The organism is Roseibaca calidilacus (assembly GCF_001517585.1).
In the GTDB taxonomy this organism is placed as follows: Bacteria; Pseudomonadota; Alphaproteobacteria; order Rhodobacterales; family Rhodobacteraceae; genus Roseinatronobacter; species Roseinatronobacter calidilacus.
The window spans coordinates 2,455,960-2,479,944 of sequence record NZ_FBYC01000004.1 but is presented as its reverse complement, the minus strand read 5'-3'; the positions used below and the strand labels follow the sequence as shown (position 1 = coordinate 2,479,944).

26 protein-coding genes are annotated in these 23,985 nt (G+C 62.1%); 10 read left to right on the top strand and 16 right to left on the bottom strand.

Going from position 1 to position 23,985, the window contains the following annotated elements; all coding sequences use genetic code 11:
• Window positions 1–3: 3 nt before the first annotated feature.
• The 9 genes from AWT76_RS15705 to AWT76_RS15665 form a co-directional block, all read right to left on the bottom strand.
• On the bottom strand, window positions 4–1,041 hold the full coding sequence (locus tag AWT76_RS15705) for a DUF2793 domain-containing protein (protein WP_072247192.1): 1,038 nt from the start codon (window positions 1,039–1,041) through the stop codon (window positions 4–6).
• 91 nt (window positions 1,042–1,132) lie between these two features.
• Window positions 1,133–2,020, bottom strand: coding sequence for a 2-oxo acid dehydrogenase subunit E2 (locus AWT76_RS15700; protein WP_082700244.1), 888 nt, complete (start codon window positions 2,018–2,020; stop codon window positions 1,133–1,135).
• Window positions 2,021–2,029: 9 nt separating this feature from the next.
• Entirely contained in the window at window positions 2,030–3,454 is a 1,425-nt protein-coding gene (locus tag AWT76_RS15695; RefSeq protein WP_072247188.1) for an NAD-dependent succinate-semialdehyde dehydrogenase, read from the bottom strand.
• 11 nt (window positions 3,455–3,465) lie between these two features.
• Window positions 3,466–4,734, bottom strand: a complete 1,269-nt coding sequence (locus AWT76_RS15690; RefSeq protein ID WP_072247186.1) for a biotin/lipoyl-containing protein — start codon at window positions 4,732–4,734, stop codon at window positions 3,466–3,468.
• The gene (locus AWT76_RS15685) at window positions 4,724–5,719 is read right to left on the bottom strand and encodes an alpha-ketoacid dehydrogenase subunit beta (RefSeq protein WP_072247185.1); all 996 of its coding nucleotides are present in this window, start codon (window positions 5,717–5,719) and stop codon (window positions 4,724–4,726) included. Before AWT76_RS15685 ends, AWT76_RS15690 begins: the two co-directional genes overlap by 11 nt.
• 12 nt (window positions 5,720–5,731) lie before the next feature.
• Window positions 5,732–6,709, bottom strand: coding sequence for a thiamine pyrophosphate-dependent dehydrogenase E1 component subunit alpha (locus tag AWT76_RS15680; protein WP_072247184.1), 978 nt, complete (start codon window positions 6,707–6,709; stop codon window positions 5,732–5,734).
• Between the two features lie 116 nt (window positions 6,710–6,825).
• Complete coding sequence (locus tag AWT76_RS15675; protein WP_072247183.1) at window positions 6,826–8,124, bottom strand: M24 family metallopeptidase; 1,299 nt, start codon at window positions 8,122–8,124, stop codon at window positions 6,826–6,828.
• A gap of 66 nt (window positions 8,125–8,190) precedes the next feature.
• On the bottom strand, window positions 8,191–8,997 hold the full coding sequence (locus tag AWT76_RS15670; RefSeq protein WP_072247182.1) for an SDR family NAD(P)-dependent oxidoreductase: 807 nt from the start codon (window positions 8,995–8,997) through the stop codon (window positions 8,191–8,193).
• A gap of 10 nt (window positions 8,998–9,007) precedes the next feature.
• The gene (locus tag AWT76_RS15665; protein WP_072247180.1) at window positions 9,008–10,786 is read right to left on the bottom strand and encodes an ABC transporter substrate-binding protein; all 1,779 of its coding nucleotides are present in this window, start codon (window positions 10,784–10,786) and stop codon (window positions 9,008–9,010) included.
• Between the two features lie 257 nt (window positions 10,787–11,043).
• On the opposite strand from AWT76_RS15665, the gene AWT76_RS15660 reads away from it, so the two are divergent.
• From AWT76_RS15660 to AWT76_RS15640, 5 genes are all read left to right on the top strand, one after another.
• Window positions 11,044–11,994 (top strand): sugar ABC transporter substrate-binding protein, encoded by a 951-nt coding sequence (locus tag AWT76_RS15660; protein ID WP_072247178.1) that lies wholly within the window; start codon window positions 11,044–11,046, stop codon window positions 11,992–11,994.
• 79 nt (window positions 11,995–12,073) lie between these two features.
• Window positions 12,074–12,871 (top strand): SDR family NAD(P)-dependent oxidoreductase, encoded by a 798-nt coding sequence (locus AWT76_RS15655; RefSeq protein WP_072247176.1) that lies wholly within the window; start codon window positions 12,074–12,076, stop codon window positions 12,869–12,871.
• 30 nt (window positions 12,872–12,901) lie between these two features.
• Entirely contained in the window at window positions 12,902–13,867 is a 966-nt protein-coding gene (locus AWT76_RS15650) for an ABC transporter permease (protein ID WP_072247777.1), read from the top strand.
• 12 nt (window positions 13,868–13,879) lie between these two features.
• Window positions 13,880–14,875, top strand: a complete 996-nt coding sequence (locus AWT76_RS15645) for an ABC transporter permease (protein WP_072247174.1) — start codon at window positions 13,880–13,882, stop codon at window positions 14,873–14,875.
• Window positions 14,872–16,380 carry a sugar ABC transporter ATP-binding protein gene (locus AWT76_RS15640; protein WP_072247172.1) on the top strand — a complete coding sequence of 503 codons (1,509 nt, stop codon included), beginning with the start codon at window positions 14,872–14,874 and terminating at the stop codon, window positions 16,378–16,380. The genes AWT76_RS15645 and AWT76_RS15640 overlap by 4 nt, the downstream gene beginning before the upstream one ends.
• Window positions 16,381–16,409: 29 nt before the next feature.
• Here AWT76_RS15640 and AWT76_RS15635 read toward each other — a convergent pair whose 3' ends face one another.
• Complete coding sequence (locus tag AWT76_RS15635) at window positions 16,410–16,922, bottom strand: L,D-transpeptidase family protein (RefSeq protein WP_141655980.1); 513 nt, start codon at window positions 16,920–16,922, stop codon at window positions 16,410–16,412.
• Complete coding sequence (ribA, locus tag AWT76_RS15630; protein ID WP_072247170.1) at window positions 16,919–18,001, bottom strand: GTP cyclohydrolase II; 1,083 nt, start codon at window positions 17,999–18,001, stop codon at window positions 16,919–16,921. Before ribA ends, AWT76_RS15635 begins: the two co-directional genes overlap by 4 nt.
• 163 nt (window positions 18,002–18,164) lie before the next feature.
• Here ribA and AWT76_RS15625 point away from each other — a divergent pair, with 163 nt between their 5' ends.
• Window positions 18,165–18,851, top strand: coding sequence for a response regulator transcription factor (locus AWT76_RS15625; RefSeq protein ID WP_072247168.1), 687 nt, complete (start codon window positions 18,165–18,167; stop codon window positions 18,849–18,851).
• 160 nt (window positions 18,852–19,011) lie between these two features.
• Here the strand turns inward: AWT76_RS15625 and AWT76_RS15620 are convergent, their stop codons facing one another.
• Together AWT76_RS15620 and AWT76_RS15615 are read right to left on the bottom strand one after the other, a co-directional pair.
• A complete protein-coding gene (locus tag AWT76_RS15620; protein WP_072247166.1) occupies window positions 19,012–19,680 on the bottom strand; it encodes an NUDIX hydrolase in 669 nt (222 codons plus the stop codon).
• Window positions 19,664–20,068 (bottom strand): DUF983 domain-containing protein, encoded by a 405-nt coding sequence (locus AWT76_RS15615; protein WP_072247164.1) that lies wholly within the window; start codon window positions 20,066–20,068, stop codon window positions 19,664–19,666. The genes AWT76_RS15620 and AWT76_RS15615 overlap by 17 nt, the downstream gene beginning before the upstream one ends.
• A gap of 194 nt (window positions 20,069–20,262) precedes the next feature.
• Here AWT76_RS15615 and AWT76_RS15610 point away from each other — a divergent pair, with 194 nt between their 5' ends.
• Genes AWT76_RS15610 through AWT76_RS15595 form a run of 4 tightly spaced genes read left to right on the top strand, consistent with a single transcriptional unit; the run spans window position 20,263 to window position 22,135 of the window.
• Complete coding sequence (locus tag AWT76_RS15610) at window positions 20,263–20,730, top strand: EF-hand domain-containing protein (RefSeq protein WP_176699416.1); 468 nt, start codon at window positions 20,263–20,265, stop codon at window positions 20,728–20,730.
• A gap of 52 nt (window positions 20,731–20,782) precedes the next feature.
• On the top strand, window positions 20,783–21,352 hold the full coding sequence (locus AWT76_RS15605) for an RNA polymerase sigma factor (RefSeq protein WP_072247160.1): 570 nt from the start codon (window positions 20,783–20,785) through the stop codon (window positions 21,350–21,352).
• On the top strand, window positions 21,333–21,686 hold the full coding sequence (locus AWT76_RS15600; protein ID WP_072247158.1) for a hypothetical protein: 354 nt from the start codon (window positions 21,333–21,335) through the stop codon (window positions 21,684–21,686). Before AWT76_RS15605 ends, AWT76_RS15600 begins: the two co-directional genes overlap by 20 nt.
• Window positions 21,683–22,135: a periplasmic heavy metal sensor gene (locus AWT76_RS15595; RefSeq protein WP_072247156.1), complete on the top strand. Its 453-nt coding sequence runs from the start codon at window positions 21,683–21,685 to the stop codon at window positions 22,133–22,135. Before AWT76_RS15600 ends, AWT76_RS15595 begins: the two co-directional genes overlap by 4 nt.
• Here AWT76_RS15595 and AWT76_RS15590 read toward each other — a convergent pair.
• The 3 genes from AWT76_RS15590 to AWT76_RS15580 all read right to left on the bottom strand — a co-directional run bounded on the left by AWT76_RS15590 (window position 22,132) and on the right by AWT76_RS15580 (window position 23,984).
• On the bottom strand, window positions 22,132–22,542 hold the full coding sequence (locus tag AWT76_RS15590; protein WP_072247154.1) for a Fur family transcriptional regulator: 411 nt from the start codon (window positions 22,540–22,542) through the stop codon (window positions 22,132–22,134). The two genes, AWT76_RS15595 and AWT76_RS15590, sit on opposite strands and share 4 nt — an antisense overlap.
• Window positions 22,543–22,616: 74 nt before the next feature.
• Window positions 22,617–23,054: a YidB family protein gene (locus AWT76_RS15585; RefSeq protein ID WP_072247152.1), complete on the bottom strand. Its 438-nt coding sequence runs from the start codon at window positions 23,052–23,054 to the stop codon at window positions 22,617–22,619.
• Between the two features lie 60 nt (window positions 23,055–23,114).
• Window positions 23,115–23,984 carry a dimethyl sulfoxide reductase anchor subunit family protein gene (locus AWT76_RS15580; protein WP_072247150.1) on the bottom strand — a complete coding sequence of 290 codons (870 nt, stop codon included), beginning with the start codon at window positions 23,982–23,984 and terminating at the stop codon, window positions 23,115–23,117.
• Window position 23,985: the final 1 nt, after the last annotated feature.

Here is a 23,985-nt window from a genome sequence, read left to right as displayed (position 1 = left end):
GGCTTAGGCTTCGCGCAGAAAACCGTTGGCATCGACCGTGGTATTGGCAGAGGTCCAAAGTTTCGACCAAGTTATCGCCCCCGTGGCCGCAGCGCGCGACCCAAGCCAGAACCCTTGCGCGGCCCCGCTGGCAACCGGCAATCCCAGCAGAAAGGTGGCCCCTGCCGCGGCACCCATGACCAGCAGCGTGCCCGCGCCGCTTTGGCCTGCGGGTACGCCTGTTGCCGTGGCCATATCGGGAATGCTGTAGAACCCCGCTGCAAGGGCGGTTGTCAGGTCCGACACCGCCGGGGGCGTCATGGCACCCAGCCCAAAATCGCCGACCTTTAGCAGCCTGTCCGCGCTGGTATCGGTTGCGCTTTGGGTCACGGCGGTCCCGGTCAGCGTGCCGTTCACGTCCAGACCGGCGGGAAAGCTGGCCATACCGTTGGCGGCGTCGATTACCATCGCCTCGTGCCACGCGCTGCCATTGGCGCTGACCTTTAGGCTGAAATCGTCATTGCCTGCTGTCCCCAGTTCGGCCCGCCCCGACCAGTTGGTTTGGAACAACAGGCTTGCGGTATCCGTCACCCCCGCCTTGTTGATCTTGACCTGATGCCCCGCGCCATCATGCGTGAACAAGCTGGCCTCCGAGGACAGCGCCAGCCGGTTCACCGCATCGGCGCTGGCATTGATGCCTATGCCCGTCATATTGTTCAGACTGTCAGGCGCTGCGATTTGCCATGCGGTGCCGTCCCAGATGTATAGCGTTGTGCCCATTGCCGCGCACCACCCCGGCAGCGGCGTGATGAAGTGCCACGCATCGCCCATCCATGCCGCCAACCGCCCGTCATTGCCCGACCAATCGCCAGTCGCACCGGTGCCCAGTGCCCAGACCTGCCCGGTGCCGGGGCTGACCGGCGGAGTGACAGCCGCGATCCCTTCCAGCGTCAGATGCACGACGATATCAAGCGTCTCCAGCGCCTCGTTATGCGTGACGTGTTTCTGAGCCTGCGCGGGCAACAAAAACGGCAGCCCAAGGCGGGGCGATAGCTCTGACATGGTCGGGCCTCCTGAACCGGGAATTCTGGGGCACCTTACCGTGGCCGGGTAATCGAACCGTCAGGGCAGCGCGCGCGGGCCATGCAACATCTCAGACCATCATATTGCGCGGGTCTGCAAGAAGCTGGCAATAGCGCGCCATGAACCGCGCGGCATCGGCACCGTTGATAACCCTGTGGTCATAGGACAGGTCCAGCGGCACCATCGGCACCGGGCGGGGGGTGTCGCCCTCCCAGAGCGTGACGGTTCCGGTGCGGGTGATGCCCAGAATCGCCAGTTCCGGGGGGTTGACGATGGGCGAAAACCCAATGCCGCCAATGCCGCCCAGATTGCTGATGCTCATGGACGCGCCGCCCATCTCATCCGGGCCGATCTTGCGGGCCTGCGCGCGGGCGGCCAAGTCCGCGATTTCGGCGGACAGCTCCCACAGCCCTTTGCGGTCTGCGTTGCGGATAACCGGCACCATCAAGCCATGGGGCGTGTCCACGGCGATGCCGATATGCACGTAATCTTTCAGAATCAACGTCTCACCATCGGCGGAAAGCGAAGCGTTGAACCGTGGAAACGCGCGCAAGCACTGCGCCAGCGCCATGACATGAAACGCAAGCGCGGTCAGTTTTAGCCCGCGCGCCTGCGCCTCTGCGCGCCACGCTTTGCGCAACGCATCCACCGCAGAGATATCGGCGCGGTCATGATGCGTGACCTGCGGGATCAACGCATGTGCCGCGCTCAGGTTCGCGGCGGCAACCTTGGCCATGCGCGACAGCGGTTCTTCGGACACAGGCCCCTGCGCGGCATGGTCCACAGCCCAATAACGGGACTGGTCCGGCCCGCCCATGGCAGGTGCGTTGCCGCCCAGGTGTGCGTCAACATCCTCTCGGCCCAAGGTGCTGCGCCCGGTTTTTCGGGCCAGTTCTTCCAGATCAACGCCCTTGTTGGCGGCGTAGCTCTTGGTGCTGGGGCTTGCTTTCAGGTCCATGATGCCCCCTTACCAACTGGCCGAGATATATTGCGTTTCCATGAATTCCAGCATCCCCTCATGCCCGCCTTCGCGGCCCAGCCCGGATTGCTTGGTCCCGCCAAAGGGGGCTGCCGGGTCGCTGACCAACCCGCGATTGAGGCCAACCATGCCGTAATCCAACCGCTCGCAGACCTGCAACGCGCGCTTGAAATCGCCCGAGAACACATAGGCGACCAGCCCATATTCGGTGTTGTTGGCGCGGGCGATCACGTCTTCTTGGTCGCTAAAGGTCTGTATCGCGGCAACCGGACCAAAGATTTCATCCTGCACGCAATCGGCGTTTTCGGGAACGTTCGACAGCACGGTCGGCGGGTAGAAATAGCCTGTGCCCTCTGGCACCACGCCGCCGCACTCGACCTTGGCGCCCTTGGCGACGGCATCGGCCACGAACGCGGCCACCTTGTCGCGGGTTGCGGCATTCACCAGCGGGCCAACATCGACCGACGGGTCGGTGCCGTCACCCAGTTTCAGCGCCGACATGGCGGCGGTCAGCCGGGCGGTAAACTCTGGGGCAATGTCGGCGTGAACGTATATGCGGTTCGCGGCGGTGCAGGCCTCGCCCAGGTTGCGCATTTTGGCCAGCATCGTGCCCTCGATTGCCGTATCCATATCGGCATCGTCAAACACGAGCACGGGCGCGTTGCCGCCCAGTTCCATCGCCGGTTTCAACACTTGGTCGGCGGCCCCTTTCAGCAATGTGCGCCCGACACCGGTGGACCCGGTGAAGCTGACCACCCGCACGCGCGGGTCATGCAGCATGTGGTCCACAAGCGCCCCCGTGCGCTTCGAGGGCAGCACATTCACAAGGCCGGGCGGCACGCCGGCCTCTGCCAGAAGCGGCATCAGCGCCAGCATGGTCAGCGGCGTCTCTGACGCGGGTTTGATGATGACCGCGCAGCCTGCCGCCAGCGCGGGCGCAATCTTGCGTGTGCCCATCGCAGCGGGGTAGTTCCAAGGCGTAATCAGCACCGCCAGCCCGGCGGGCTTGTGCTGCACCATGATCCGCGCGCCGCTGCTGGGGGCATGGGTAATCATCCCATCGGCGCGGACGGCTTCCTCTGCGAACCAGCGGAAGAATTCGGCGGCATAGGTCGCCTCGCCCCGTGCGTCCGCGCCTGCCTTGCCGTTTTCCAGCGTAATCAGATGCGCGAAGTGATCCAGCCGCGCGGTCATCAACTCCCACGCGCGGCGCAGCACTTCCGAGCGTTCGCGCGGGGTGCGCTTGGCCCAATCGGCCATCGCGGCTTCGGCGGCGTCCAGCGCGGCGTCGGCATGTTCGAGTTCGGCACTGGCGACAGAGGCCAGAACGGTTTCGGTTGCCGGGTTGATGACGTCAAACCGCGTGTCGGTCTGCACCCATGCGCCGTTGATATAAAGATCGGTGTGGTCCATGTCGGTCCCCTTTACTGCAGGTGGCGAAGCGGTTGCGCCACGCGTCCTGCAACAGTGTTCAAAAGCTCGATTGCGTCTGCCGCGCTTAGGTGGTCGGGCGCGCATTCCAGCACCAGCAGTAGCCCTTTGCCTTTTGGCAGCAGCGTCAGCACGGGCGTATTCTCTGCCCCGAGATCCACGTCCTGCACGAAACTGTCGCGCAGATCGCGCAAGATCAGGGCGGGCGCGTCTTGGGTTTCGGCAACCTGCGACAGGCGGTGCGCGATGGTGAAACTTTGCAGGCGGCCTGCCCGCTCTATGCCCAACGTTGCGACATGCCCTTTGCCCAGCAGCCCCGCCAAGGCGGCATCGGGGTTGTCCAGCCCTTGCGCCTGCGCCCAGTTCAGGAACACGTCCAAAGCCGGGTGTTTGACCCGTGCGGTCAGGCGGCGGCTGGTTTGGCTTGCGGCCTGCGGGGCCGCGGCATTGGGCAGGGCGCGCAGCACCTCCAGATCGGCGACATGATAAGGCTGCGGGTGGCCCGCTTTTACCAAGCGCGACAGGTCCAGCCCCTGTTGCAATGCCAAGCGCCGCGCCTTGGGCGACGCCAGAATGCGCCCGCCCTTTGGGACCGGCGCTTTGGGGGGTGTTGCGGCTTCCGCGGCCCTGGGTGGCGGGGCTTTTGGTTCGGGTGGCACCGGGGCGGGGGGCGATGATGGGCCTACATCTGCTGCCGCGCGCGCAACGGGGTTTTCCGGCGCCTCTGCGGTCAGGATCGCCACGGGTGCGCCGACGGCCACATCCTCTCCCGGCTGCGCCAAGGTCGCGGCCAGATAGCCGCTGGCCCCTGCGGGCACTTCCATCGTGGCTTTGTCGGTTTCGACCTCGAACAGCAGATCATCCGGGCCGACCTGCGCGCCCAGTTCGACCAGCCAGCCCACCATCTGCCCGCTATCTTGCGCCATGCCAAGCTGCGGCATGGTGATCTGTTGGCCCTCTGGCAGGGCGTCGCTTACAGGCGCGGCTTCCGGGGCGGCAGCAGGCGCAGGGCTGTCATCCTCGGCACTGTCGGAGATGCGCGCGATCACTTGCCCCACAGGCACGTCATCGCCTTCATCGGCCAGAACGCCGGTCAAGTAGCCCGAAGCCTGCGCCTCTACCTCCATCGTGGCCTTGTCGGTTTCGACCTCGAACAGGGCATCGCCCTTGGCAACCGCGTCGCCCGGCGCTTTCAGCCAGGCGACGATACGCCCCGCGTCCTGCGCCATGCCCAGTTGAGGCATTGTCACATCATGCGGCATGGATCATCTCTCCTGCGCAGAGCTTGCGCGCATTCGCGGCCACGCCTTCGGGCGTCGGCACGGTGATATCTTCCAGCGCGGGGCTGAACGGCACCGGCACATCCATAGCCCCCATGCGCAGCACAGGTGCATCCAGATGGTAGAATGCCTTTTCGTTCAGGCGCGATGCGATCTCGGCGGTTACGCCATAGCTTTGATGGCCCTCATCTATGACAATCGCGCGGCTGGTTTTCTTTACGCTGTCCAGCAACGTTGCTTCATCCAAGGGCACAATGGTGCGCGGGTCGATGACCTCGGCGCTTATGCCTTCGGCGGCCAGCATCTCGGCGGCTTTTTCAGCCACCTGCACCATCGAAGACGTGCCGATCAGCGTAATGTCGGACCCTTCGCGCTTGATATGCGCTTGGCCGAAGGGGATCAGATATTCCTCCTCCGGCACAGGGGCCTTGTCCTGATACATCAGCTTGTCTTCGAAAATCACCACCGGGTTATTGTCGCGGATGGCGGTTTTCATCAGCCCCTTGGCTTCATAGGCTGATGAAGGCATGGCCACTTTCAGCCCCGGAATATGCGCCACGATGGCTTGCAGGCTTTGGCTATGCTGCGCGGCAGAGCGGCGCGTCGCGCCCATATTCGTGCGCAACACCATCGGCACGGTCAGTTTGCCGCCCGACATGTAATGTTGCTTGGCGGCCTGATTACAAAGCTGGTCCATGACCAGATAGATGAAATCGCCGAACATCAGGTCCACGATGGGGCGCGCGCCGGTCATCGCGGCGCCGACGGCCATGCCCACGAATCCGGGTTCGGAAATCGGTGTATCCAATACGCGCTCGGTTCCGAATTCCTCGACAAGGCCCGACAGCACCTTGAAGGGCGTGCCCGCCTCGGCCACATCTTCGCCCATCAGGAACACGGTCGGATCGCGGCGCATTTCCTCGGCAATCGCCTCGTTTACGGCCTGCGACAGGGTAATCTCGCGCATGATCTTTCCTCCTCAGGCGGCGTAAATATGCATGTCCACTTCGGACACATCGGGGTAGGCGGCAGCTTCGGCATAGGCGACGGCATCGGCTGCGTCCTTCTCGACCGCCGCATTGATCGCCTCGATCTCCTCCTCGGATGCGATGCCTTGTTCGACCAAGTAGCCCCGGAACCGCACGATCGGGTCGCGGTTGTCTTTCCAGTCCTTTTCTTCGTCCTTGGATCGGTAATATTCGCGGTTGATGTCGCCGACATGGTGGCCGTGGTAGCGATAGGTCATCAACTCGATGAAGAACGGCCCTTCCCCCTTGCGCGCACGGGCGACCAGCTTTTGCGTCAGTTCATTGACGGCCAGCACATCCTGCCCATCGACCTGGTGGCTTTCGATCCCGAAGGCTTCGGCCCGCGCGGTGATGGACCCGGCGGCGATTTCCTCTGTCTTGGTGTATTCGGAATAGCCGTTATTCTCGCAGGCATAGATGACCGGCAGCTTCCAGAGTGCCGCCATGTTCATCACCTCGTACCACAGCCCTTGCGCGGTCGCGCCGTCGCCAAAAAAACACACGGTCACGTCGTCTGACCCTTGCAGCTTGGCGCGCAGGGCGGACCCTGTGGCAATGCCCATGGACCCGCCGACAATGGCATTCGCGCCAAGGTTGCCGTGGCTTTGGTCGGCAATATGCATTGACCCGCCCTTGCCCCGGCAATAGCCCTCGGCCTTGCCCAGCAACTCGCAGAACATTTCCTTGAATTCCGCGCCCTTGGCCACGCAATGCCCGTGGCCCCGGTGGGTGCTGGTGATGCGGTCGTCATCCGTCAGCGCTTCGCAAATGCCCACGGCCACCGCTTCCTCGCCGGAATACATATGCGTCAGGCCCGGCATCTTGGCGGACAGGTAAAGCTGGTTCGCGTTATCCTCGAAGGTGCGGATGCGCACCATCTGGGTATACATTCGCAAGTAGTCTTCGGTATTGGTCTTGGCCTTGGCCATCGGCTTATCCCTTCAGCCCCCGCAGGGACGCTTGTTTCATCCTTGCAAAAATATCCTCGGGGGGAATCCGGCCCTTGGGCCGGATGGGGGGCAGACAGCCCCCCTTCCACGCCCGATCAGTAGCGGTTCGCAATCGGCAATTCTTCGGCCGGGAACAGGCTGATCACCTCGCAACCGGTTTCCGTGACGACCACCTCTTCCTCAATCCGGGCGGCGGAATAGCCATCGGCGGCGGGGCAATAGGTTTCCAGCGCAAAGACCATGCCGGTCTGGATTTCCATCGGGTGGTCCAGACTGACCGCGCGGCTGATGATGGGCCGCTCGTGCAGCGCCAGCCCCAGACCGTGGCCGAATTGCAGCCCGAAGGCGGCATCCTCGTTCGGGAAGCCCAAGGATTCCGCGGTGGGCCAGACTTCGGCCACCTTGTCGGTGGTGACACCCGGTTTGATCATGGCAATCGACGCATCGATCCATTCACGCGCCTTCACATAGGCGTCGTTCTGCGCCGGTGTTGCGCGGCCCACGTTGAAGGTGCGGTAGTAGCAGGTGCGGTAGCCCTGATAGCTTTGCAGAATGTCAAAGAAGCACTGGTCGCCGGGCCGGATCAGCCGGTCGGTAAAGTTATGCGGATGCGGGTTGCACCGCTCGCCTGAAATGGCGTTGATCGCTTCCACATCGTCCGACCCCATCTCATACAGCAGCTTGTTCGAGAGTGCCACGATGTCGTTCTCGCGCACGCCGGGTTTCAGTTCTTCGTAGATCATGTGGTAGACGCCATCGACCATCGCAGCGGCCTGCGTCAGAAGCTGGATCTCGTCCCAGTTCTTGATTTCGCGCGCGGCAAGCATGATCTGCTGGCCGTCGATGACCTTGATGCCTTCTTCCTGAAGCGCATGGAACATAGCGGTTTCGGCGTAATCCACGCCCACCGGCATATCGGCCATGCCCGCATCCTTGATGAGCTGGGCGATCATCTTGGCGTATTTCTTCATCAGCCCAAATTCGGGCGGGATGGTGCCGCGCATACCGACCACACCGGCCAAGCAATGGTCCGGTTCCAGCCAGTCGGAATGGCGCTGATGGTGCACGGCAGCCGAGCCGAAATCCCACACATAGGGGCTGTCATCGCCGGTCAGCAGGCAGAAACGGCACATCTTGTCGCGTTCCCATTCGCCGATCTTGGTGGCGCTGACATAGCGAATATTGTTCACATCGAACAACAGCAGCGACCCGGCGGGCGAGTTCTGCAAGCTTTGCCGGGTGCGCGCCAGCCGGTAGCGGCGCAGGCGGTCATGGTCGACCCGGCGTTCGAAATCGACCGAGGTATGGCCCCAAGCGGGCAAGCGATCACGCCATTCCCAATTGGGCTTCAGGTCTTGCGGGGTCAGAAGGTTCGGCATCAGGGCGCGTGTCATGAAGGTCTCCTTTCGGGTGTGCAAGGCACGCCCGCTCATGGGTAGGAAGCAAATAAAAACAACGGGTTACTTTGTAACCCAGCCACCATCGATAGAGATCATCTGGCCAGTCATGTAGTCGCTGTCATCGGAGCATAGGAACGACGCCGTGCCGACCACATCCTTGGGGTAGGACACGCGCTTGATGACCAGATTGTTCGCGACAATGTCGTCATAGGCTTGGCCCGCGCGTTCCTTGAAGCCGATTTCGACCAAATCTTTGTCCAGCTGTTCCCATAGCGGCGTGACCACCACGCCGGGCGCGTAGCCATTGACGGTAATGTTATGTTCCGCCAGCCCAAGCGCGCCGCATTCGGTCAGCGCCAGACAGCCGTATTTCGAGGTGCAGTAAACCGTCACATCCACCAGCGGTTTGCGGCTGGCGATAGAGCCGACATTGACTAGCTTATAGGGCTTGTCCTGCGGGCCTTGCGCGATCATCTGGCGCGCGACCTCTTGCATGCCCAGCCACATCGCCTTGGTGTTCACATTCATGATCATGTCCCAGTTGTCTTCATCGATATCCATGAAGAACCGGGGCTTGTTCAGGCCCGCATTGAACAGGCCGACATTGATGGACCCGAAGGCGTCAACCGTGGCGGCAACGACGGCGGCGTTGTCCTCGCGCTTGGTGACATCCATCTTGACCGCGATGGCCTTGCCGTTTCCGGCGGCGTTGATGCGGTCGGCCACCTCTTGCGCTTCTTCCAGCGACAGGTCGCCAAGGCAGACATTGGCACCTTGGGCGGCAAAGGCTTCGGCATTGGCGGCACCCATGCCGCGCGCGGCACCGGTAATCAGGATGTTTTTGCCCTTCAGGCGGTTGGGGTCCATGGTGTCCTCCCTAAGTGACCTTGGATTTCAGGATTTTCTCTGCCTCGGACTGCACACGGTCCAAGGCGTCGCGCGGGGTGACGATCCCCCGCAGCATGTCGTGCAGCTCGCGCCCGCACAGGTCGATGATGTCCGACACTTGCGGAATCGGCGGGCGCGGCCAGAATTGCAGCTCGTCACGCCATGACATCTGGTCCAGCAGCCCGAAAATGGGCGACAAGCGCCGCACCTCTGGGTCTGCGCCTACGGAATAGCGCGGCTCTGTCCGGCTGCCGTTCTGGGCGTATAGCTTCTGCGCGCCGGGCGAGGTGAAGGTGACAAGCGCTTCGACAGTATCGTCAATGCGCTCTTCCGCCAGATTGGCCGGCACGCACAGAACATAACCCCCCACCGGCGCAATCGGGTTGCCTTTCGGCCCATGTGGATGCGGCAGATACCCGGTATTGCCATGCGCGGGGCTGTTTTCGTTCAGCTCAAAATACGGGGCCAGCAGCGTGTAGCCATAGGCCATGGCCACATGGCCCGCACCGTAGGGGCGCACCCTCTCATACCATGACATGGATAGAATATCGGGCGGTGAGTAATCCAGAAGCTGCATCAGGTAATCAGCTGCTTCCAGGGCGCGATCGGTGTTCAGCGTTGGGGTGAACCCGCCTTGCGCCAGACGGTCAGTGTCATACCCGCCAGCAATGCGGGGCATATCGATTATCGGCTGGCCGAAGGCACCGCAGGTCATCATGAATGTATGCCCCAGCGCCGTGCCGCGCGCGGCATTCCATGCCACCCCGTAGCGGCCCCGCTGCGGGTTGTGCAACTGGCGCGCGGCGGCGATCACGGCATCTGTGGTTGTGGGCGGCTCCAGCCCCTCATTGGCGAACCAGTCCTTGCGGTAGAACATCAGTTCCGGCGTGGTCTGGCTGGGCACGCCGTAGGGGCGACCGTCCCAATGCGCAGCGCGCCACCCGGCTGTGTGAAAATCGGCCGGGTCCAGTCGCGCCACGTCCATAACCCCGTCCAGCGGGCGGATGACGCCCTTCTCTACGAACTCGCCCACCCAAGGCAGGTCCACGGCGATCAGATCGTAACGGCTTTTGGGGCGTTCGGCGTTGCGCAACGCTTCTTCGCGCAGCCGGTCGATGCTGAAAGCACGCTGATGAATGGTGGTGCCAACGATTTGTTCAAATTGGCGTTTTAGCCCTTCCATGACCATGAAGGTCGGGTCGCCATGCACCAGAATGCGCAAACCCCCCGACAGTTTCAGCGGTTCTGGCAGGGCGCGCGGCGGGGCAATGGCGGCGCGGCCGGGCTGGTATGATCCGCCGAAATAGTAATCCGTGGTTTCGGGTGCTGGCCCGGCCAGACCAAAGGACTGCCGTGCAAGCCGGTCGATGCGGTCTGCCAATTGGCTGAACCCTTCCAGCAGGTTGGCGCTGGGGTGTAAGGAATGGCTTTTTCCGGTGCGGGTGCGCGCGCGGCGGTCGATCAGGCCAGCTGCTTCCACCTCTGCCAGTTTGCGGGTGGCCGTGGCATAGGGCACGCCCGCAGAGGCAACCAGCGACGAGGGCGAGACGATCCGCCCTTCCGAATGGCTGCGCATCAGGTGCAGGATCATCCGCAAATGCGGGTTGGGCGTGCTGGGTTCTAGCCCGCTGTCCAACTCGACCAGAAGATCGCTTAGAAAATCAGCTACCCGGTCCACATCGGGGTCGTTCAAGGCCACAGCAGCATCGCGCGGCTGGACTGCCACGGATTGTCCGGTTTGAATATTTCGTGCCGTGCTGTGTTTCATTTTCCCAAAATCTAAGTGTTGGTCTGGCGGCAATCTGACGCGCATGGGATCTCTCCTGTTTGAATTCGCTCAAATCGGATGCCAAAAATATCGCCAAAAAATCCAAAATGATAATAAAACTATCCAAAGTTGATAAATTGTCAGAGGCATGACGCGCCAGAATCGCGATGACTCTAGGGGCGTTCGGTCAGAGCCTGTTGTGCTCCGATGCTGGGAGGCTTGCGATCGCATACGAATTCACACGGGAGGAAAACGATATGAAGACAACAGCAAAACTGGCCTTGGCGTGCAGCACGGCGCTGATCGGTGCCGCCGCAAGTGCAGACACCATGAATATCGGCATTACCCAGAACAACGTGGGTGTTGACAGCTATCAGACCACTTATGAGCGGGCTTTCATTGCCGCCGCCGAAGCAAACCCGGACGTGAACGCGGTCGTTCTGGACGCCGGCGGCGACGTGGCGCGCCAGCTGGCGCAGATGGATGACCTGATTCAACAGGAAGTGGACGCAATCATCATCTGGCCGACGAATGGCGAAGCCGTGATCCCGGCTGTGCGCCGCGCGGCGCAGGCTGATATTCCGGTCATTGTCACCAATTCGAACATTGCCGAAAGCGGGTTCGATTTTGTGGCGTCCTTCTCTGGCCCTGACAACATCACCCAAGGGTCCCGCTCGGCAGAGATCATGTGTGACAAGTTCACCGATATGGGGATCGAGGACGAGGCCCGCGTGGTGCAGATTTCCGGTCAGCCGGGCTACACCACCGCAATCGAACGCGCCAAGGGGTTCGAGGATCGTCTGCCCGAAGTCTGCCCTAACGTGATGCTGGTCGAAACCCAGCCGGGCGACTGGAACCGCGAAAAATCTCAGCAGGTGATGGAAGCCTTCCTTGTCAAGTATGACGACATTGATGGCGTCTACGCGGGTGACGACAACATGGGCGTTGGCGCATTGAACGCGGCCAAAGATGCCGGGCGCGACGGGATCATCTTCGTTGGCGCGACCAATTTCGCCGTGGGCTATGACGCCATGGCCGACGGCGACTACTGGGGGTCAATCTACCAGTCCCCGGTAGATGATGCCGAGGCCGCGCTGCAAACCGCCATCGACGTGCTGAGCGGCGAAGACGTGCCGTTCCTGAACTATTTCGACACGCCGAAGATCACCCAAGACAACATGGACGAGTTCACCAAGCCGGTGTTCTGATCCATCCCAGGGGGCGCGGGGCGGCCAAGGCTGCCCCGCGTTTTTTGGCACTTTTCCACACATAACCGACGAGGGCGACATGGCGCGTGTTGCAGGACGGTCCTGTATCGTGACAGGGGCTGCGCAGGGCATAGGCCGCGCAATCGGAGAGGCGCTTCTGGACGAAGGCGCGCATGTCTGTTTTGCCGATATCAACGCGGCAAAGGTGCAGGAAGTGGCCGATGCAAACGCCGCCCGCGCCGCAGCGACGGGCGCAAAGGTCGCTCACGCCGCCGTGGATGTGACCGACCGCGACCAGGTCCGCGCCATGATTGCGCATACCGTGGACCGCTTTGGCCGTCTGGATGTGAAATTCAACAATGCCGGCGTGAACAAGCCGATGAACTTTCTGGATGTGACCGAAGATAACTGGAATTTCATCATGGCCATAAACGGGCTGGGCTGCCTGATCGGAATGCAGGAAGCCGCGCGCCAGATGATCGCGCAAGGCACCGGCGGCAAGATCGTGAACACGGCCAGCATTGCCAGCCGTCAGGGCTTTGGTAACGTGGCACCCTATTGTGCCAGTAAATGGGCCGTGGTGGCGCTGACTCAATCGGGCGCGCGCGATTTGGCGGCGCATGATATTACCGTGACAGGTTTCGCGCCCGGCGTGGTCGCCACGGAAATGTGGGAGCAGGTCGACCAAGACCTGATGGCCATTGGTGCCGCCGAACGGCCCGGTCAGGCAATGGAAGAGTTTTCCGCCGACATTCTGAAAGGGCGTGTTGCCACGCCACATGACATTACCGGAACGACAACTTTTCTGGCCTCTCGTGACAGCGACTACATGACTGGCCAGATCATAATGATTGACGGGGGCATGACGCTGGTCTGAGCGCGGCCTTTGGGAGGAAAGCAAATGCAGATGACAAAGCAGGATATCGGCAGGCTGCTGGGCAAACAGGGCATTCTGATTGCCTTTGCGGTGTTCATGATCGGCTTCGCGCTGGCCAACCAACGGTTTATCGCGGTCGACAATATCGCGGGTGTGATCCGGTCCTCGGCAATTCTGGGGGTCATGGCGCTGGGCGTCACCTTCGTGGTGATCGGCGGCAATCTGGACCTGTCCGTGGGGTCCATGATGTCGTTTTCCACCATCGTAGTGCTGGACTTGCACGACAAGATCGGCCCGGCGCTGGCCATCCCGGCCATGTTCGCGCTGACCTTGTGCCTGGGCGCGTTTATCGGGTTTCTGGTAGGGTATCTAAAGCTCAATTCCTTGATCGTAACGCTGGGAATGCTGTCTGCCATCCATGGGCTGACGCTGACATGGTCGGGCGGCAAGAACATGGATATTGCCGAAAAGTCAGAAACTTGGTTCTCGGTTTTCGGGCAGGAACGCATCATGGGCATTCCCGTGCCGATCCTGATTCTCGCGGCCTTGGCGGCGCTGCTGGCCATACTGCTGGCAAAAACCCCGTTCGGGCGCAAGGTCTATGCCGTGGGCGGCAATGGACAGGCGGCAACCTTTTCCGGCATCCCGCGCGCGCGGGTGGTGTTTTATACTTACCTGATTTCCGCGTTCTGCGTGGCCGTGGCGGGGCTGTTGCAGGCCAGCCGCAGCTTGGGCAGCCAGAACACCGTGGGGCAGGGGATGGAGCTAGAGGTTCTGGCCGCTGTCATCCTTGGCGGGGCGTCGCTTTTGGGCGGGTCGGGCACCGTGTTCAAGACCGTGATCGGTGTGCTGATCCTTGGGTTTATCCAGAACGGACTGTTGTTGGTGGGGCTGGATTTCTACGTTCAGTACATCGTGACATGGGCCATCATCATCCTTGCCGTCTGGCTGGATGTCGCCGCCAAGCGGGGCCGTTTGTGGTCCCCGATTGCATAAGGACGCTGTGACATGACCAACCGCAAAGACCTACTAAAACGCAGCGCGATCTGGGGCTTCATCCTGCTGGAATTGGTGTTTTTCTCTGTCATCGGCGATGTGTTGTCGTCCTCTGACAAACCGTTTCTGGCCGTGGACAACATGCTTCTGGTGCTGAAGCAATCCGCCCCTATCGGGATTATCGCGCTGGGCATGACGATTATCATGATTAACGGCAATATCGACCTAAGCGTGGGGGCAACCTTTGCCCTTGCGGCCATTGTCCTGCTGGAAAGCCTGACATGGCCCTTCATGCAGGACTTGGGCGATTGGGCGATCCTGCTGGCATGGCTGTTCGCGCTGTCGACGGGGGTTATCATGGGGGCGATTAACGGCATCATTGTGTGGAAAACCGGGGTCGATGCCTTCATCGTCACGCTGGGCGCGATGCTGGGCTTTCGAGGCATTGTGTTCATGTTCAACGGTGAACAACCCACCAGCCACCTGAACTGGACCTTGGTCGATTTCGCCGAAGCGCAGTTTCTGGGCCTACATACCGCGACATGGTTCCTGCTGGGCACGGCGCTTGTGCTGTGGCTGCTGATGACCAAAACCGTTCATGGCCGCAACGCCTATGCCATTGGCAACAACCGAGAGGCGGCGGTGAATGCCGGTATCCGCGTGGGTCCGCATTTCTTGTGGAACTTCATACTGATCGGCTTTCTGGCCGCATTGTCGGCGGTTGTGTTCTATTCTGAAAGCGGGTCGGTAAACCCCAATGACGGGATGCTGTATGAACTATGGGCCATCACCGCCGTCGTGCTGGGCGGCACCAAGCTGGCAGGGGGATATGGGTCCATCATCTCTACCCTTGGGGGCGTGATTGCCATTCAATTGTTGCGCAAGGGCTTGGGCCATATCGGCGCCGACACGCAGACCGTGAACCTTGTGATCGGCCTGATTCTGATCGCCGTGCTGGTCTTGGACCGCCAATTGAACCGTCAGGGCCAAGGGGAGTTGAAGATATGACCGAGCAAACACCGGTTCTACGCCTTGAGGGCATTGTCAAAACCTTTCCCGGCGTGCGCGCACTGGATGACGTGTCTTTCGATGTTCGCCCCGGCGAAGTGCACGCCCTGATGGGCGAGAATGGCGCGGGCAAATCCACCTTGATGAAGGTTCTGGGCGGCATTCATTCCCCCAATGAAGGGCAGATCTTTGTTGGCGAAGAACCCGTCACCATGACCTCGCCCAAACAGGCCAAGGCCTTGGGGGTGGTGTTCATCCACCAAGAGCTGAGCCTTGCCGGTGAACTGACCGTGGCCGAGAATATCTTTCTGGGTGAGTTGCCGCTGAAAAGTTTCGGGCGTGTCGATTGGGACAAGCTATATGCCGAGACAGACGCCATCCTGAAAACGCTCAATGTCGGGTTCAACGCGAAAACCCGCGTGGGCGACCTGTCCCTTGCCAACCAACAGATGGTCGAGATCGGCCGCGCGCTGACCGTGTCGCCCCGCGCGGTCATCTTCGACGAACCCACCGCGTCGCTGACCGATTCCGAAAAGGTGGTTTTGTTTCAGGTGATTGCCGGGCTGCAAAAGCAGGGCGTGGGGATCATTTATATCTCGCACCGGATGGAAGAGATCTTCAAGATCACCGACCGCATCACCGTTTTGCGCGACGGGCAGTATCGGGGCACGGTGACCACCGCCGAAACCAACGAAGATGCCGTGACCAAGATGATGATCGGGCGCAGTCTGGATTTGTCGCGCAGGCCTGTCACCCATGACTTGGGCGATGTTGCACTGGAAGTGCAGGGGCTGGCCTGCGGCGATCTGTTCGAAGATGTCAGCTTCAAACTGCGCAAGGGCGAGGTGCTGGGCTTCTACGGGCTTGTCGGCGCGGGCCGGACAGAGATTGCCGAAACCATTTTTGGGCTGCGCACGCCCTCGGCCGGGCAGATTTGGATCAACGGGCAAGAGGTTCAGATCAAGTCGCCCATCGACGCTGTGCGCCACGGCATTTCGCTTGTGCCAGAGGACCGCAAGGATCAGGGCTTGGTGCTGGGTATGAATTGCCGCGACAACATGACCTTGCCGCAGGTCGATGACCTGACGGCGGGGCCTTTCGTCAGCGACGGGGCCGAAATCGCGATTTTCGACCAATACCGCGACAAGCTGGATATTCGCACGCCGGGCTGGCGACAGACCGTGAAGAACCTATCGGGTGGGAACCAGCAGAAGATCGTCATTGGCAAATGGCTGTCCATGCGCCCCGATGTGCTGATCGTGGACGAACCCACGCGCGGCATCGACGTGGGGTCGAAATCGGAAATCCACAACCTGATCCGAGAGCTTGCGGCGCAAGGTTACGCGGTCATCGTCATCAGTTCGGAAATGCCAGAGGTGCTGCGCGTGTCCGATCGGATTGTTGCCATGTTCAGCGGCCGTATCATGCGCGAGTTCACCGCCCAAGAGGTGACAGAGGACAACCTGATTCAGGCAATTTCGGGGTTGGGCGACAAGGTGGCATGACACGCCGCGCAACCTAAGCGGGCCAATGTCTAGCCGTTGGCCAGATGATCCGGCACAATCAGCCGCGTTTCATAGCGAATCCCGCGGGCGATTTGCCGTAAATCGCCCCGGTCCAGCCCGATACAGCCCGCCGTGGGCCGCCCTTGCCCGCGCCATTGGTGGATAAAGATCGCAGAGCCGCGCCCGCGCTCGGCGCGCGGCCAGTTCCAGCCGGTCAGGATAACAAGATCATACATCGGATCGGCGCGGCGCAGCTTTTCATGGCTGAATGGGTAGGGCGCGCGGACCATCAGGTTGTAATCCTCATGCTTTGGGTCGTCCGACCACAGGTCGCGCGGGCCGATGGGCACGGCCCAATCGGTCGGGCGGGCCATGCGGTCGGGCCGATACAGCATGCCGACTATTCGGTGCGTGCCGGTGGGCGTGGCGCCGTCGCCTTCGCGCTTGTCTGTGCGGATGCCGCCGCGGCCGATGGTGCAGCGGAACAAGCGGCCCCGAAAGCGCAGCCCTTGCCGGGTCAGCACCATGTCAAAACGCGTCACAGCAGATGCCCCGATTTCGCAGCCTTGGTTGCAAGATAGCGCGCGTTCTGTGCGGTTTCGCCCACTCGCAGGGCCACGCGGTCAACAACCTTTAGCCCGTGGGCATTTAGCATATCGACCTTGCGCGGGTTGTTGGTCAGCAAACGCACCTGACCGAATCCCATCTGCCGCAACAGCCCGGCACCGATGCGAAAATCGCGCTCGTCATCCTCAAAGCCAAGGCGGTGATTGGCCTCGACCGTGTCAAAGCCCTGATCTTGCAGCGAATAGGCGCGCATCTTGTTTGCCAGACCAATGCCCCGCCCTTCCTGATTCAGGTAAAGCAGCACACCTGCGCCCTCGGCCCCCATTTGCGCCAAGGCCGCGTTCAACTGTGGCCCGCAATCACATTTCAGGCTGCCCAGCACATCGCCGGTAAAGCAGGCCGAATGCAGCCGCGCCAAGACCGGTTTCGTGCGGTCGGGCTGGCCAATTTCGATGGCGTAATGTTCTTCCCCGCCGTCGCGTGGGCGGAAGATGTGTACGCGCCCAGCTTGTGACGCGACCATGGGCAGACGTGCATTGACCACGGGGGCAAGCTGGCTTTCGCGGGCCAGCGCCTCTGCCAACAGGTCAAAGGGCAGTTCGGTCAGATCATTGCCCGCAATCAGCGCGGCGGGCGGGCTTTCCAGCACCAATGCCGCTGGCAATAGCTGCGCTGTTTTCACCAGCGCAATCGCGGCCCGGTGCAGGTCTGCCGTGCCGTCGCGGGCGCAGTGGAACGGGCCTTTCATCGGGTGGCGCAGGTCGTCAGCGGGGTCTGCCATGGCGCGCAACCAGCCCAACCCGCCGTCGCGCGGCACGATGATGCGCGCCAGATCGCCGTCATAGGGGCGGGCTTTCAGGGTTTCGGCCCTGTGGCGGGTGATCGCCAGCACTAGGCCGGGGTCGCGCAAGGCGTCCAGCCGGTCGGCGGTCGCGGTTTCCGCTGCCATGACCAGTGCCGGACCCTGCGCTCCGGACAGCACAATCGGCACACCAAGCCGCAAATCCGCCCGCGCGCGGTTGATCCGTTCCACCAATGAAAGCCCGAACGCCATGCCTGCCCCTTTCCCGTTTCAAGACATCTAGTCCGCTTGCGGTGAAATTGAAACAAAACCTGCAAATACGACACATGGGCGTGACCGGTCTGTAGCATTTGTTGCAGTTGCGGGGCGCGCACCGACATATCCATCAAAGCAACCCGAATGGAGCACCGATACCATGCCCAAGCTGAACCGTATCCTTTTGGTGGATGACGATGACGACCTGCGCGAGGCCCTGGCGGAGCAACTGGTCATGACCGACGAATTCGACGTGTTCGAAGCCGCAGATGGCGCTGCCGCGATGGAACAGGTGCGCGCCGGCCAGTTTGACCTTGCGGTGCTGGATGTGGGCCTGCCCGACACAGATGGGCGCGAGCTGTGCAAGCGCATGCGCAAGGCCGGGTTCAAATCGCCCGTTGTCATGCTGACGGGGCATGATTCGGACGCCGATACCATTCTGGGCCTTGATTCCGGGGCGAATGACTACATCACCAAGCCATTCAAATTGCCGATCCTTCTGGCCCGTCTGCGCGCGCAACTGCGCCAGCACGAGCAATCGGAAAACGCCGTGTTCCAGCTTGGCCCGTATATGTTCAAGCCCGCGCAGAAAATGCTGATCGACGAGAAAGACCGCAAGATTCGCCTGACAGAGAAAGAGACGAATATCCTGAAATTCCTGTATCGCGCACCTGAAGGCGTGGTGCCGCGCGATGTGCTGTTGCACGAGGTTTGGGGCTATAACGCGGGCGTCACGACGCATACGCTGGAAACGCATATCTACCGGCTGCGGCAAAAAATCGAACCCGATCCTTCGAACGCGTCGCTTCTGGTCACGGAATCGGGCGGGTATCGTCTGGCCTCATGACGGTCACGTGACAGTCTTATTGTTGCCAGAATCGATAGCAATGTTAGTGTAATAGGATGATTGTTCTCCAGATCCCTCCTGCGTCGGGGTTATGACGCAGAGTTCCTCCCTGTTGGACTGTCCGGGCATAACTTGCCCGGACTTTTTTCATCTTGCGGGGTCAGGCAATCCGCCGGAAGGTCGACACGCCGGTCGAATTGTCGAAAAACGGGACCGTGGCGGATAGATCCTCGCCCAAGGCCATGGCCTGCACTTCGGCCAGCACCACTTCGGTAATGAAGGGCAAGTTCAGCTTGCGGGCTTCGGCCAGCGGCACCCAATGCAGGTGCGACAACTCTTCACACGCGGCCGAAAAATCGTCCAGATCGCCTGCGATGGCACCCGCATCGGCCAGAAAAAACCGCGCATCAAAACGGCGGGGGCGGCCCGGCGGGGTGATGGCGCGAAAGACAAAGCGCAGGCCCCCGGCATCGGGCCGCAACCCATGCGCGGCGAACCCGGCCCAGTCAGCGGGCGCATCGGGCCAGTCCCCGGGCAGGCCCATCATCAGGCCGGTTTCCTCCCACATCTCGCGGATGGCGGCGGCGGCCAATGCGTCGGGGTTGGCGTGGCCTTGGGCCATTCGGGTGCGGCATGGCTCTGGCATGGCCACGGGCACCAGCGCATCCGTGGCATCCACTGCGCCGCCGGGAAAGACGAATTTGTCGGGCATAAAGGCCGCAGTCGCGCCCCGTTGCCCCATCAGCACCGCAGGGCCGTCCGGCCCTTGGCGCAGCAGGATGATGGTGGCCGCGTCACGGATGACTGTCGTGTCAGTGCTTTGCGTCATCCCCGAACCCGTGCATGCGTTTCGCCCATTGGAACGCCACGATCATGCCCTTGAAGCGGGGCAGAAGAAAGAGGGTCATAGCCACAAGCAGCAGTGCAGATAGCGCGAACAGCAAGGTCGGGTTCATGTTGTGGTTGAACATGACATAAACCATCAGCGGCACGACCGTTTTCAGCGTGACCAGCATGGTCAGGTAGGCGGGGCCGTCATCGGCGCGCTGGTGACTTAGGTCTTCGCCGCAGGCCGGGCAGGTGTCACGCACGCTCAGATAGGCGCGCAACATGGGGGCCGCGCCGCAGGCCGGGCATTTGCAGCGAATGCCGCGCAGCATGGCTTGGCCTAAGGGCCGCTCGTCGTCTGCGATAGTGTCGATCTGCGAGAGGGTCATACGCGCGCTCCTGTTTACGCGCAACGCATACGCCCCTGTGTTTAAAAATGCACCCATAATACCGAATTTGCGTCAGCGTGTCGCAAGATCCTGCTTGCTGCCTGCCCGAATTTTCCGCGACGGAACCGGGCGCGGCCTGCGTTGAACATGTATCAGGCGGCCAGAGGGGCCGCGCAACATGAAGGATGCCGACCATGAAAAAGACAATGATCTCTGCCTTGGCCCTGTCGATTGCCCTTGGCGTGGGGGCTGGCTATGCGCATGGCTCTGGCGGTATGGGACCGCGCGCTCTGCCCAGCTTCGAAGACCTTGACCGCGATGCCAGCGGCGGCATCACGATGGATGACCTTTCCGCTTTCGCCGAGGCGCGCCGCGCCGACCCGATGCCGCAGATTCGCGCAAAGTTGATGGAGCATGCGGGCGAAGACGGTCTGCTAAGCGAAGACGAGTTGCGCGACGGCATGGCAGCCTTGCGCGATGACATGACGCGCCGCCTGCGCGGCGACGCCGAGCGCGACCGTGCCGAGATGGGCCAGCGCATGTTCGACCGGGTTGATGCGAATGACGATGGCGTGGTCGATGCCGAGGAATACGCGGCCTTCACCGACCGCATGGCAGAGCGTATGGAGAAGCGTGGCAAACGCGGCTGGGGCCGCAACTGAGCGCTGTGAATGCGGGTGGGGCAGGGTGCCCCGCCCGATGGAAGGATGACAGGTGCTGTCAGAGCAGGACGAAGCCGAGTTGCTGGCGCGGTTCGCGCAAGGCGATCTGCGCGCGGCGCAGGCGCTGACAGACCTGTTGGCCCCGCGCCTGTTGCGCTTTGCCGCCCGCATGTTGGGGGACCGATCCGAGGCCGAGGACGTTACCCAAGACACCATGTTGCGGCTGTGGCGAATCGCGCCGGAATGGGATGCGGGGCATGCCAAACCCTCGACTTGGGCGTTCCGGGTGGCGCGCAACCTGTGCACCGACCGTTTGCGCCGCCGCAAGCCGATGGTGCCCGACATGCCCGACCTGCCCGATGATGCGGCTGGGGCCGATGCCCGCCTGATGCAAGATGCCCGCGCGCAGGCGCTGGATGCCGCGCTGTCACAACTGCCGGACCGGCAGCGCGAAGCGGTGATCCTGCGCCACATAGAGGGGCTGTCGAACCCCGAGATTGCCGCCATATTGATGGTGGGGGTGGAAGCGGTCGAAAGCCTGACCGCGCGCGGCAAACGCAAACTGACCGCTTTGCTGAGCGGCCGAAGAGAGGAGTTGGGATATGACGCGGAAGACATCTGACGACGATCTGGCGCTGTTTTTCGAAGCCGGGCGGTCTGCCGATCTGCCCGATGCCTTGCGCGCCCGCATTCTGGCCGATGCCGAAGCGCAACTTGCCAGCGCCGCCGGCCCGACATGGCGCGCAAAATTGTTGGCTTGGGCACAGGGCTGGGCCATGCCCTCGGTTGCGGGCGGTGTTGGGGCCACGCTGGCCGGGCTTTATCTGGGGTTGGTGATGCCCCTGTCGGTTTACGATGCGCCGGTCTGGATGGATGGCGCGCTGGGCGTGTTTGAACAGGTCACGGCACCGCTGGTCGGTGTGGATGACCCGCTGGAAATGGGGTTCTTGCAATGACGCAAACAGCCAAGGCACCGGGCCGCTGGAAAACATGGGCGCTGGTCGTCTCTGTCACGCTGAACCTTTTGCTGATTGGCATGATTGGTGGCGTGGCGCTGCGCGGTGGCCCGGATGGCAGCCTGATGCGCGCCGCTATTAGCGCGCTGCCTGACGACGCGCGCCGCGACATGCACCGCGAAGGCCACGAAGTGTTTCGCGGCGCGCGCGATCATGCCGAATTGCGCGCCGCGCGGGCAGAATTGCTGGATGCCTTGCGGGCAGAGCGTTTTGACACTGACCGCTTCCGCGCCGGGCTGGACGTGGCGCAAATGCGGCTGTTGGAGATTGGCGATCGGCTGGAAGGCGCGTTGCTGGTCCGAGTGTCGGGAATGGATGCCGCCGAACGGCGCGCCATGGCCGACCGGCTGGAAGAGCGCACGGCGCGCTTTGCTAGGTCGCGCGATTAGTCCTTGATCTTGCGGCCCAGCAATTCCAGGCGGTGCCCTTCCAGCCTGTAGCCTAGCCGACGCGCGATCTTTTCTTGCAGCGCTTCTATGTCAGGGTCGATGAATTCGATCACCTCGCCCGTGTCCATGTCGATCAGGTGGTCGTGGTGGGCGCGCTGGCTGTCTTCGAACCGGGCGCGGCCATCACCAAATTCCAGACGGTCCAGAATGCCCGCTTCTTGGAACAGTTTGACAGTGCGGTAAACGGTTGCCAGCGAAATGCGCGCATCGCGGGCATTAGCGCGGGCGTGCAATTCTTCCACATCGGGATGGTCGTCGGCGTCTTCCAGAACGGCGGCAATGGTCCGGCGTTGGTCGGTCAGGCGCACGCCTTGCGCCTGTAACCTTTGCATGATCGGTTTTGCCATGTCACGCCTCTTGCCCTGACCAGTAGAGGCCAGAGTTTACGAGGTTCACCCGGCGCTGAAAACCGTCAATCGGTTCAGAGCTTGCCGTTTAGGAAACCGCCCAGCATGGATTGCAGCGACCCGAAATCCATGTCCTGCGCTTGACCTTGCGGGGTTAGTTTGTCGATCATGGCGGGCAGCGCCTGTGACAGCACGTCCGACGCTTCTGACGGGGCCATGTTGGCCTTCTCGGCAAGCTGTCGCAGCACATCGCCGCCAAGTGCCTTTTCAATATCCGCGCCCGCCACGGGCTTGTTCGGGCCTTCGCCCAGCCAGCTTTGCACCGCGTCGCCCAAGCCCGCATTCTGGAATTGCGCCAGCAGGCCCTGCACGCCGCCAACCGGGCTGTCCTTGGACAGCAGGCCCATGACCCCTTCCATCAGCTTGGGGTTTTGCATGACAGAGTCCAGCAGACCGGCCTTTTGGCCACCCGCGTTCAAAACCATGTCGGTAAGGGATTTCAAAAGGCTCATATCGCATTACTCCTTGCGCACTTATACCTTGAACAAGGTTAACACGGCCCTTTCGCGCTGTCACCGCCCGTAATACAGGCCCACGACATGTTCGGCTTCGGCAAAGAACAGCCAGCGCTGCGACAGCATTCCCGCAATATGCAAGCCCAGCGCCGCGAATGCGGCGGCATAGCTGGCAGGCAGCATCAGCAACAGCGCCGGGGCCAATGCGCCAAGGCCCAGCGCGATCAGCCGCAGCTTGTGCGCGTGTTTGCGGCCCACGATATGCACCATTTCGCGCAGCAGGTAGTTGCGGCCGGAATGGGGGGGCTCCAGCAGGCGCACCTTGCCCAGTTTGCCCAAGCCGGTCGCCGTGCCCGCATCGCTGCCCGAGGACGCAAAGCGCCGGTCGCCCGCGACCCAATGCGCGACCATGGCGATGGATAGCGCCAGCATTAGCCATAGCGCAACCGTCAGCTTGGCGGCCAAAAGCGCGCCGCCTGCCAGCCCGGCCAGCAGGAACACCGGCGGGGTAGACCAATGGTGCCAGCGCGGCACGGCGCGGATTTGCGCGTAGATCATGGCGGTGGCCAAGATCGTGGCCAGCGACAGCGCGCCGCCCAGCCAGCCCAGCACGGGCAAAGGGGTGTTCCAGAATGCCGACGCGGCGGCATGAGGGGCCATCACCGCCAGCGTCGCGGCGGACAAAACCGCCTCTCGCGACAGCCAGCTTGACCGCCATTGCGTGAATGCCAAAAGCGCGCGTTCGGGGTGGCCAAGGTGGAAGGCGGCGGCGATCAGGCCAATCCCCGCCAGCCCATAGCCCAGCCCGAAAAACACGATCGCGGCAAAGCCCGTGGGCGCGGTCAGGCCAAAACCCAGCCATGCCAGCAGCCCAAAGCCAAGGCCAGAGAGCGTGGTGAAGATAATCAGCGACGGGGCGGGATGCATG

Coding starts and splice junctions, on each gene's coding strand:
- AWT76_RS15705 (WP_072247192.1), bottom strand. CDS start 1,041: ATGTCAGAGCTATCGCCCCGCCTTGGGCTGCCGTTTTTGTTGCCCGCG.
- AWT76_RS15700 (WP_082700244.1), bottom strand. CDS start 2,020: ATGGACCTGAAAGCAAGCCCCAGCACCAAGAGCTACGCCGCCAACAAG.
- AWT76_RS15695 (WP_072247188.1), bottom strand. CDS start 3,454: ATGGACCACACCGATCTTTATATCAACGGCGCATGGGTGCAGACCGAC.
- AWT76_RS15690 (WP_072247186.1), bottom strand. CDS start 4,734: ATGCCGCATGATGTGACAATGCCTCAACTGGGCATGGCGCAGGACGCG.
- AWT76_RS15685 (WP_072247185.1), bottom strand. CDS start 5,719: ATGCGCGAGATTACCCTGTCGCAGGCCGTAAACGAGGCGATTGCCGAG.
- AWT76_RS15680 (WP_072247184.1), bottom strand. CDS start 6,709: ATGGCCAAGGCCAAGACCAATACCGAAGACTACTTGCGAATGTATACC.
- AWT76_RS15675 (WP_072247183.1), bottom strand. CDS start 8,124: ATGACACGCGCCCTGATGCCGAACCTTCTGACCCCGCAAGACCTGAAG.
- AWT76_RS15670 (WP_072247182.1), bottom strand. CDS start 8,997: ATGGACCCCAACCGCCTGAAGGGCAAAAACATCCTGATTACCGGTGCC.
- AWT76_RS15665 (WP_072247180.1), bottom strand. CDS start 10,786: ATGAAACACAGCACGGCACGAAATATTCAAACCGGACAATCCGTGGCA.
- AWT76_RS15660 (WP_072247178.1), top strand. CDS start 11,044: ATGAAGACAACAGCAAAACTGGCCTTGGCGTGCAGCACGGCGCTGATC.
- AWT76_RS15655 (WP_072247176.1), top strand. CDS start 12,074: ATGGCGCGTGTTGCAGGACGGTCCTGTATCGTGACAGGGGCTGCGCAG.
- AWT76_RS15650 (WP_072247777.1), top strand. CDS start 12,902: ATGACAAAGCAGGATATCGGCAGGCTGCTGGGCAAACAGGGCATTCTG.
- AWT76_RS15645 (WP_072247174.1), top strand. CDS start 13,880: ATGACCAACCGCAAAGACCTACTAAAACGCAGCGCGATCTGGGGCTTC.
- AWT76_RS15640 (WP_072247172.1), top strand. CDS start 14,872: ATGACCGAGCAAACACCGGTTCTACGCCTTGAGGGCATTGTCAAAACC.
- ribA (WP_072247170.1), bottom strand. CDS start 18,001: ATGGCGTTCGGGCTTTCATTGGTGGAACGGATCAACCGCGCGCGGGCG.
- AWT76_RS15625 (WP_072247168.1), top strand. CDS start 18,165: ATGCCCAAGCTGAACCGTATCCTTTTGGTGGATGACGATGACGACCTG.
- AWT76_RS15620 (WP_072247166.1), bottom strand. CDS start 19,680: ATGACGCAAAGCACTGACACGACAGTCATCCGTGACGCGGCCACCATC.
- AWT76_RS15615 (WP_072247164.1), bottom strand. CDS start 20,068: ATGACCCTCTCGCAGATCGACACTATCGCAGACGACGAGCGGCCCTTA.
- AWT76_RS15610 (WP_176699416.1), top strand. CDS start 20,263: ATGAAAAAGACAATGATCTCTGCCTTGGCCCTGTCGATTGCCCTTGGC.
- AWT76_RS15600 (WP_072247158.1), top strand. CDS start 21,333: ATGACGCGGAAGACATCTGACGACGATCTGGCGCTGTTTTTCGAAGCC.
- AWT76_RS15595 (WP_072247156.1), top strand. CDS start 21,683: ATGACGCAAACAGCCAAGGCACCGGGCCGCTGGAAAACATGGGCGCTG.
- AWT76_RS15590 (WP_072247154.1), bottom strand. CDS start 22,542: ATGGCAAAACCGATCATGCAAAGGTTACAGGCGCAAGGCGTGCGCCTG.
- AWT76_RS15585 (WP_072247152.1), bottom strand. CDS start 23,054: ATGAGCCTTTTGAAATCCCTTACCGACATGGTTTTGAACGCGGGTGGC.
- AWT76_RS15580 (WP_072247150.1), bottom strand. CDS start 23,984: ATGCATCCCGCCCCGTCGCTGATTATCTTCACCACGCTCTCTGGCCTT.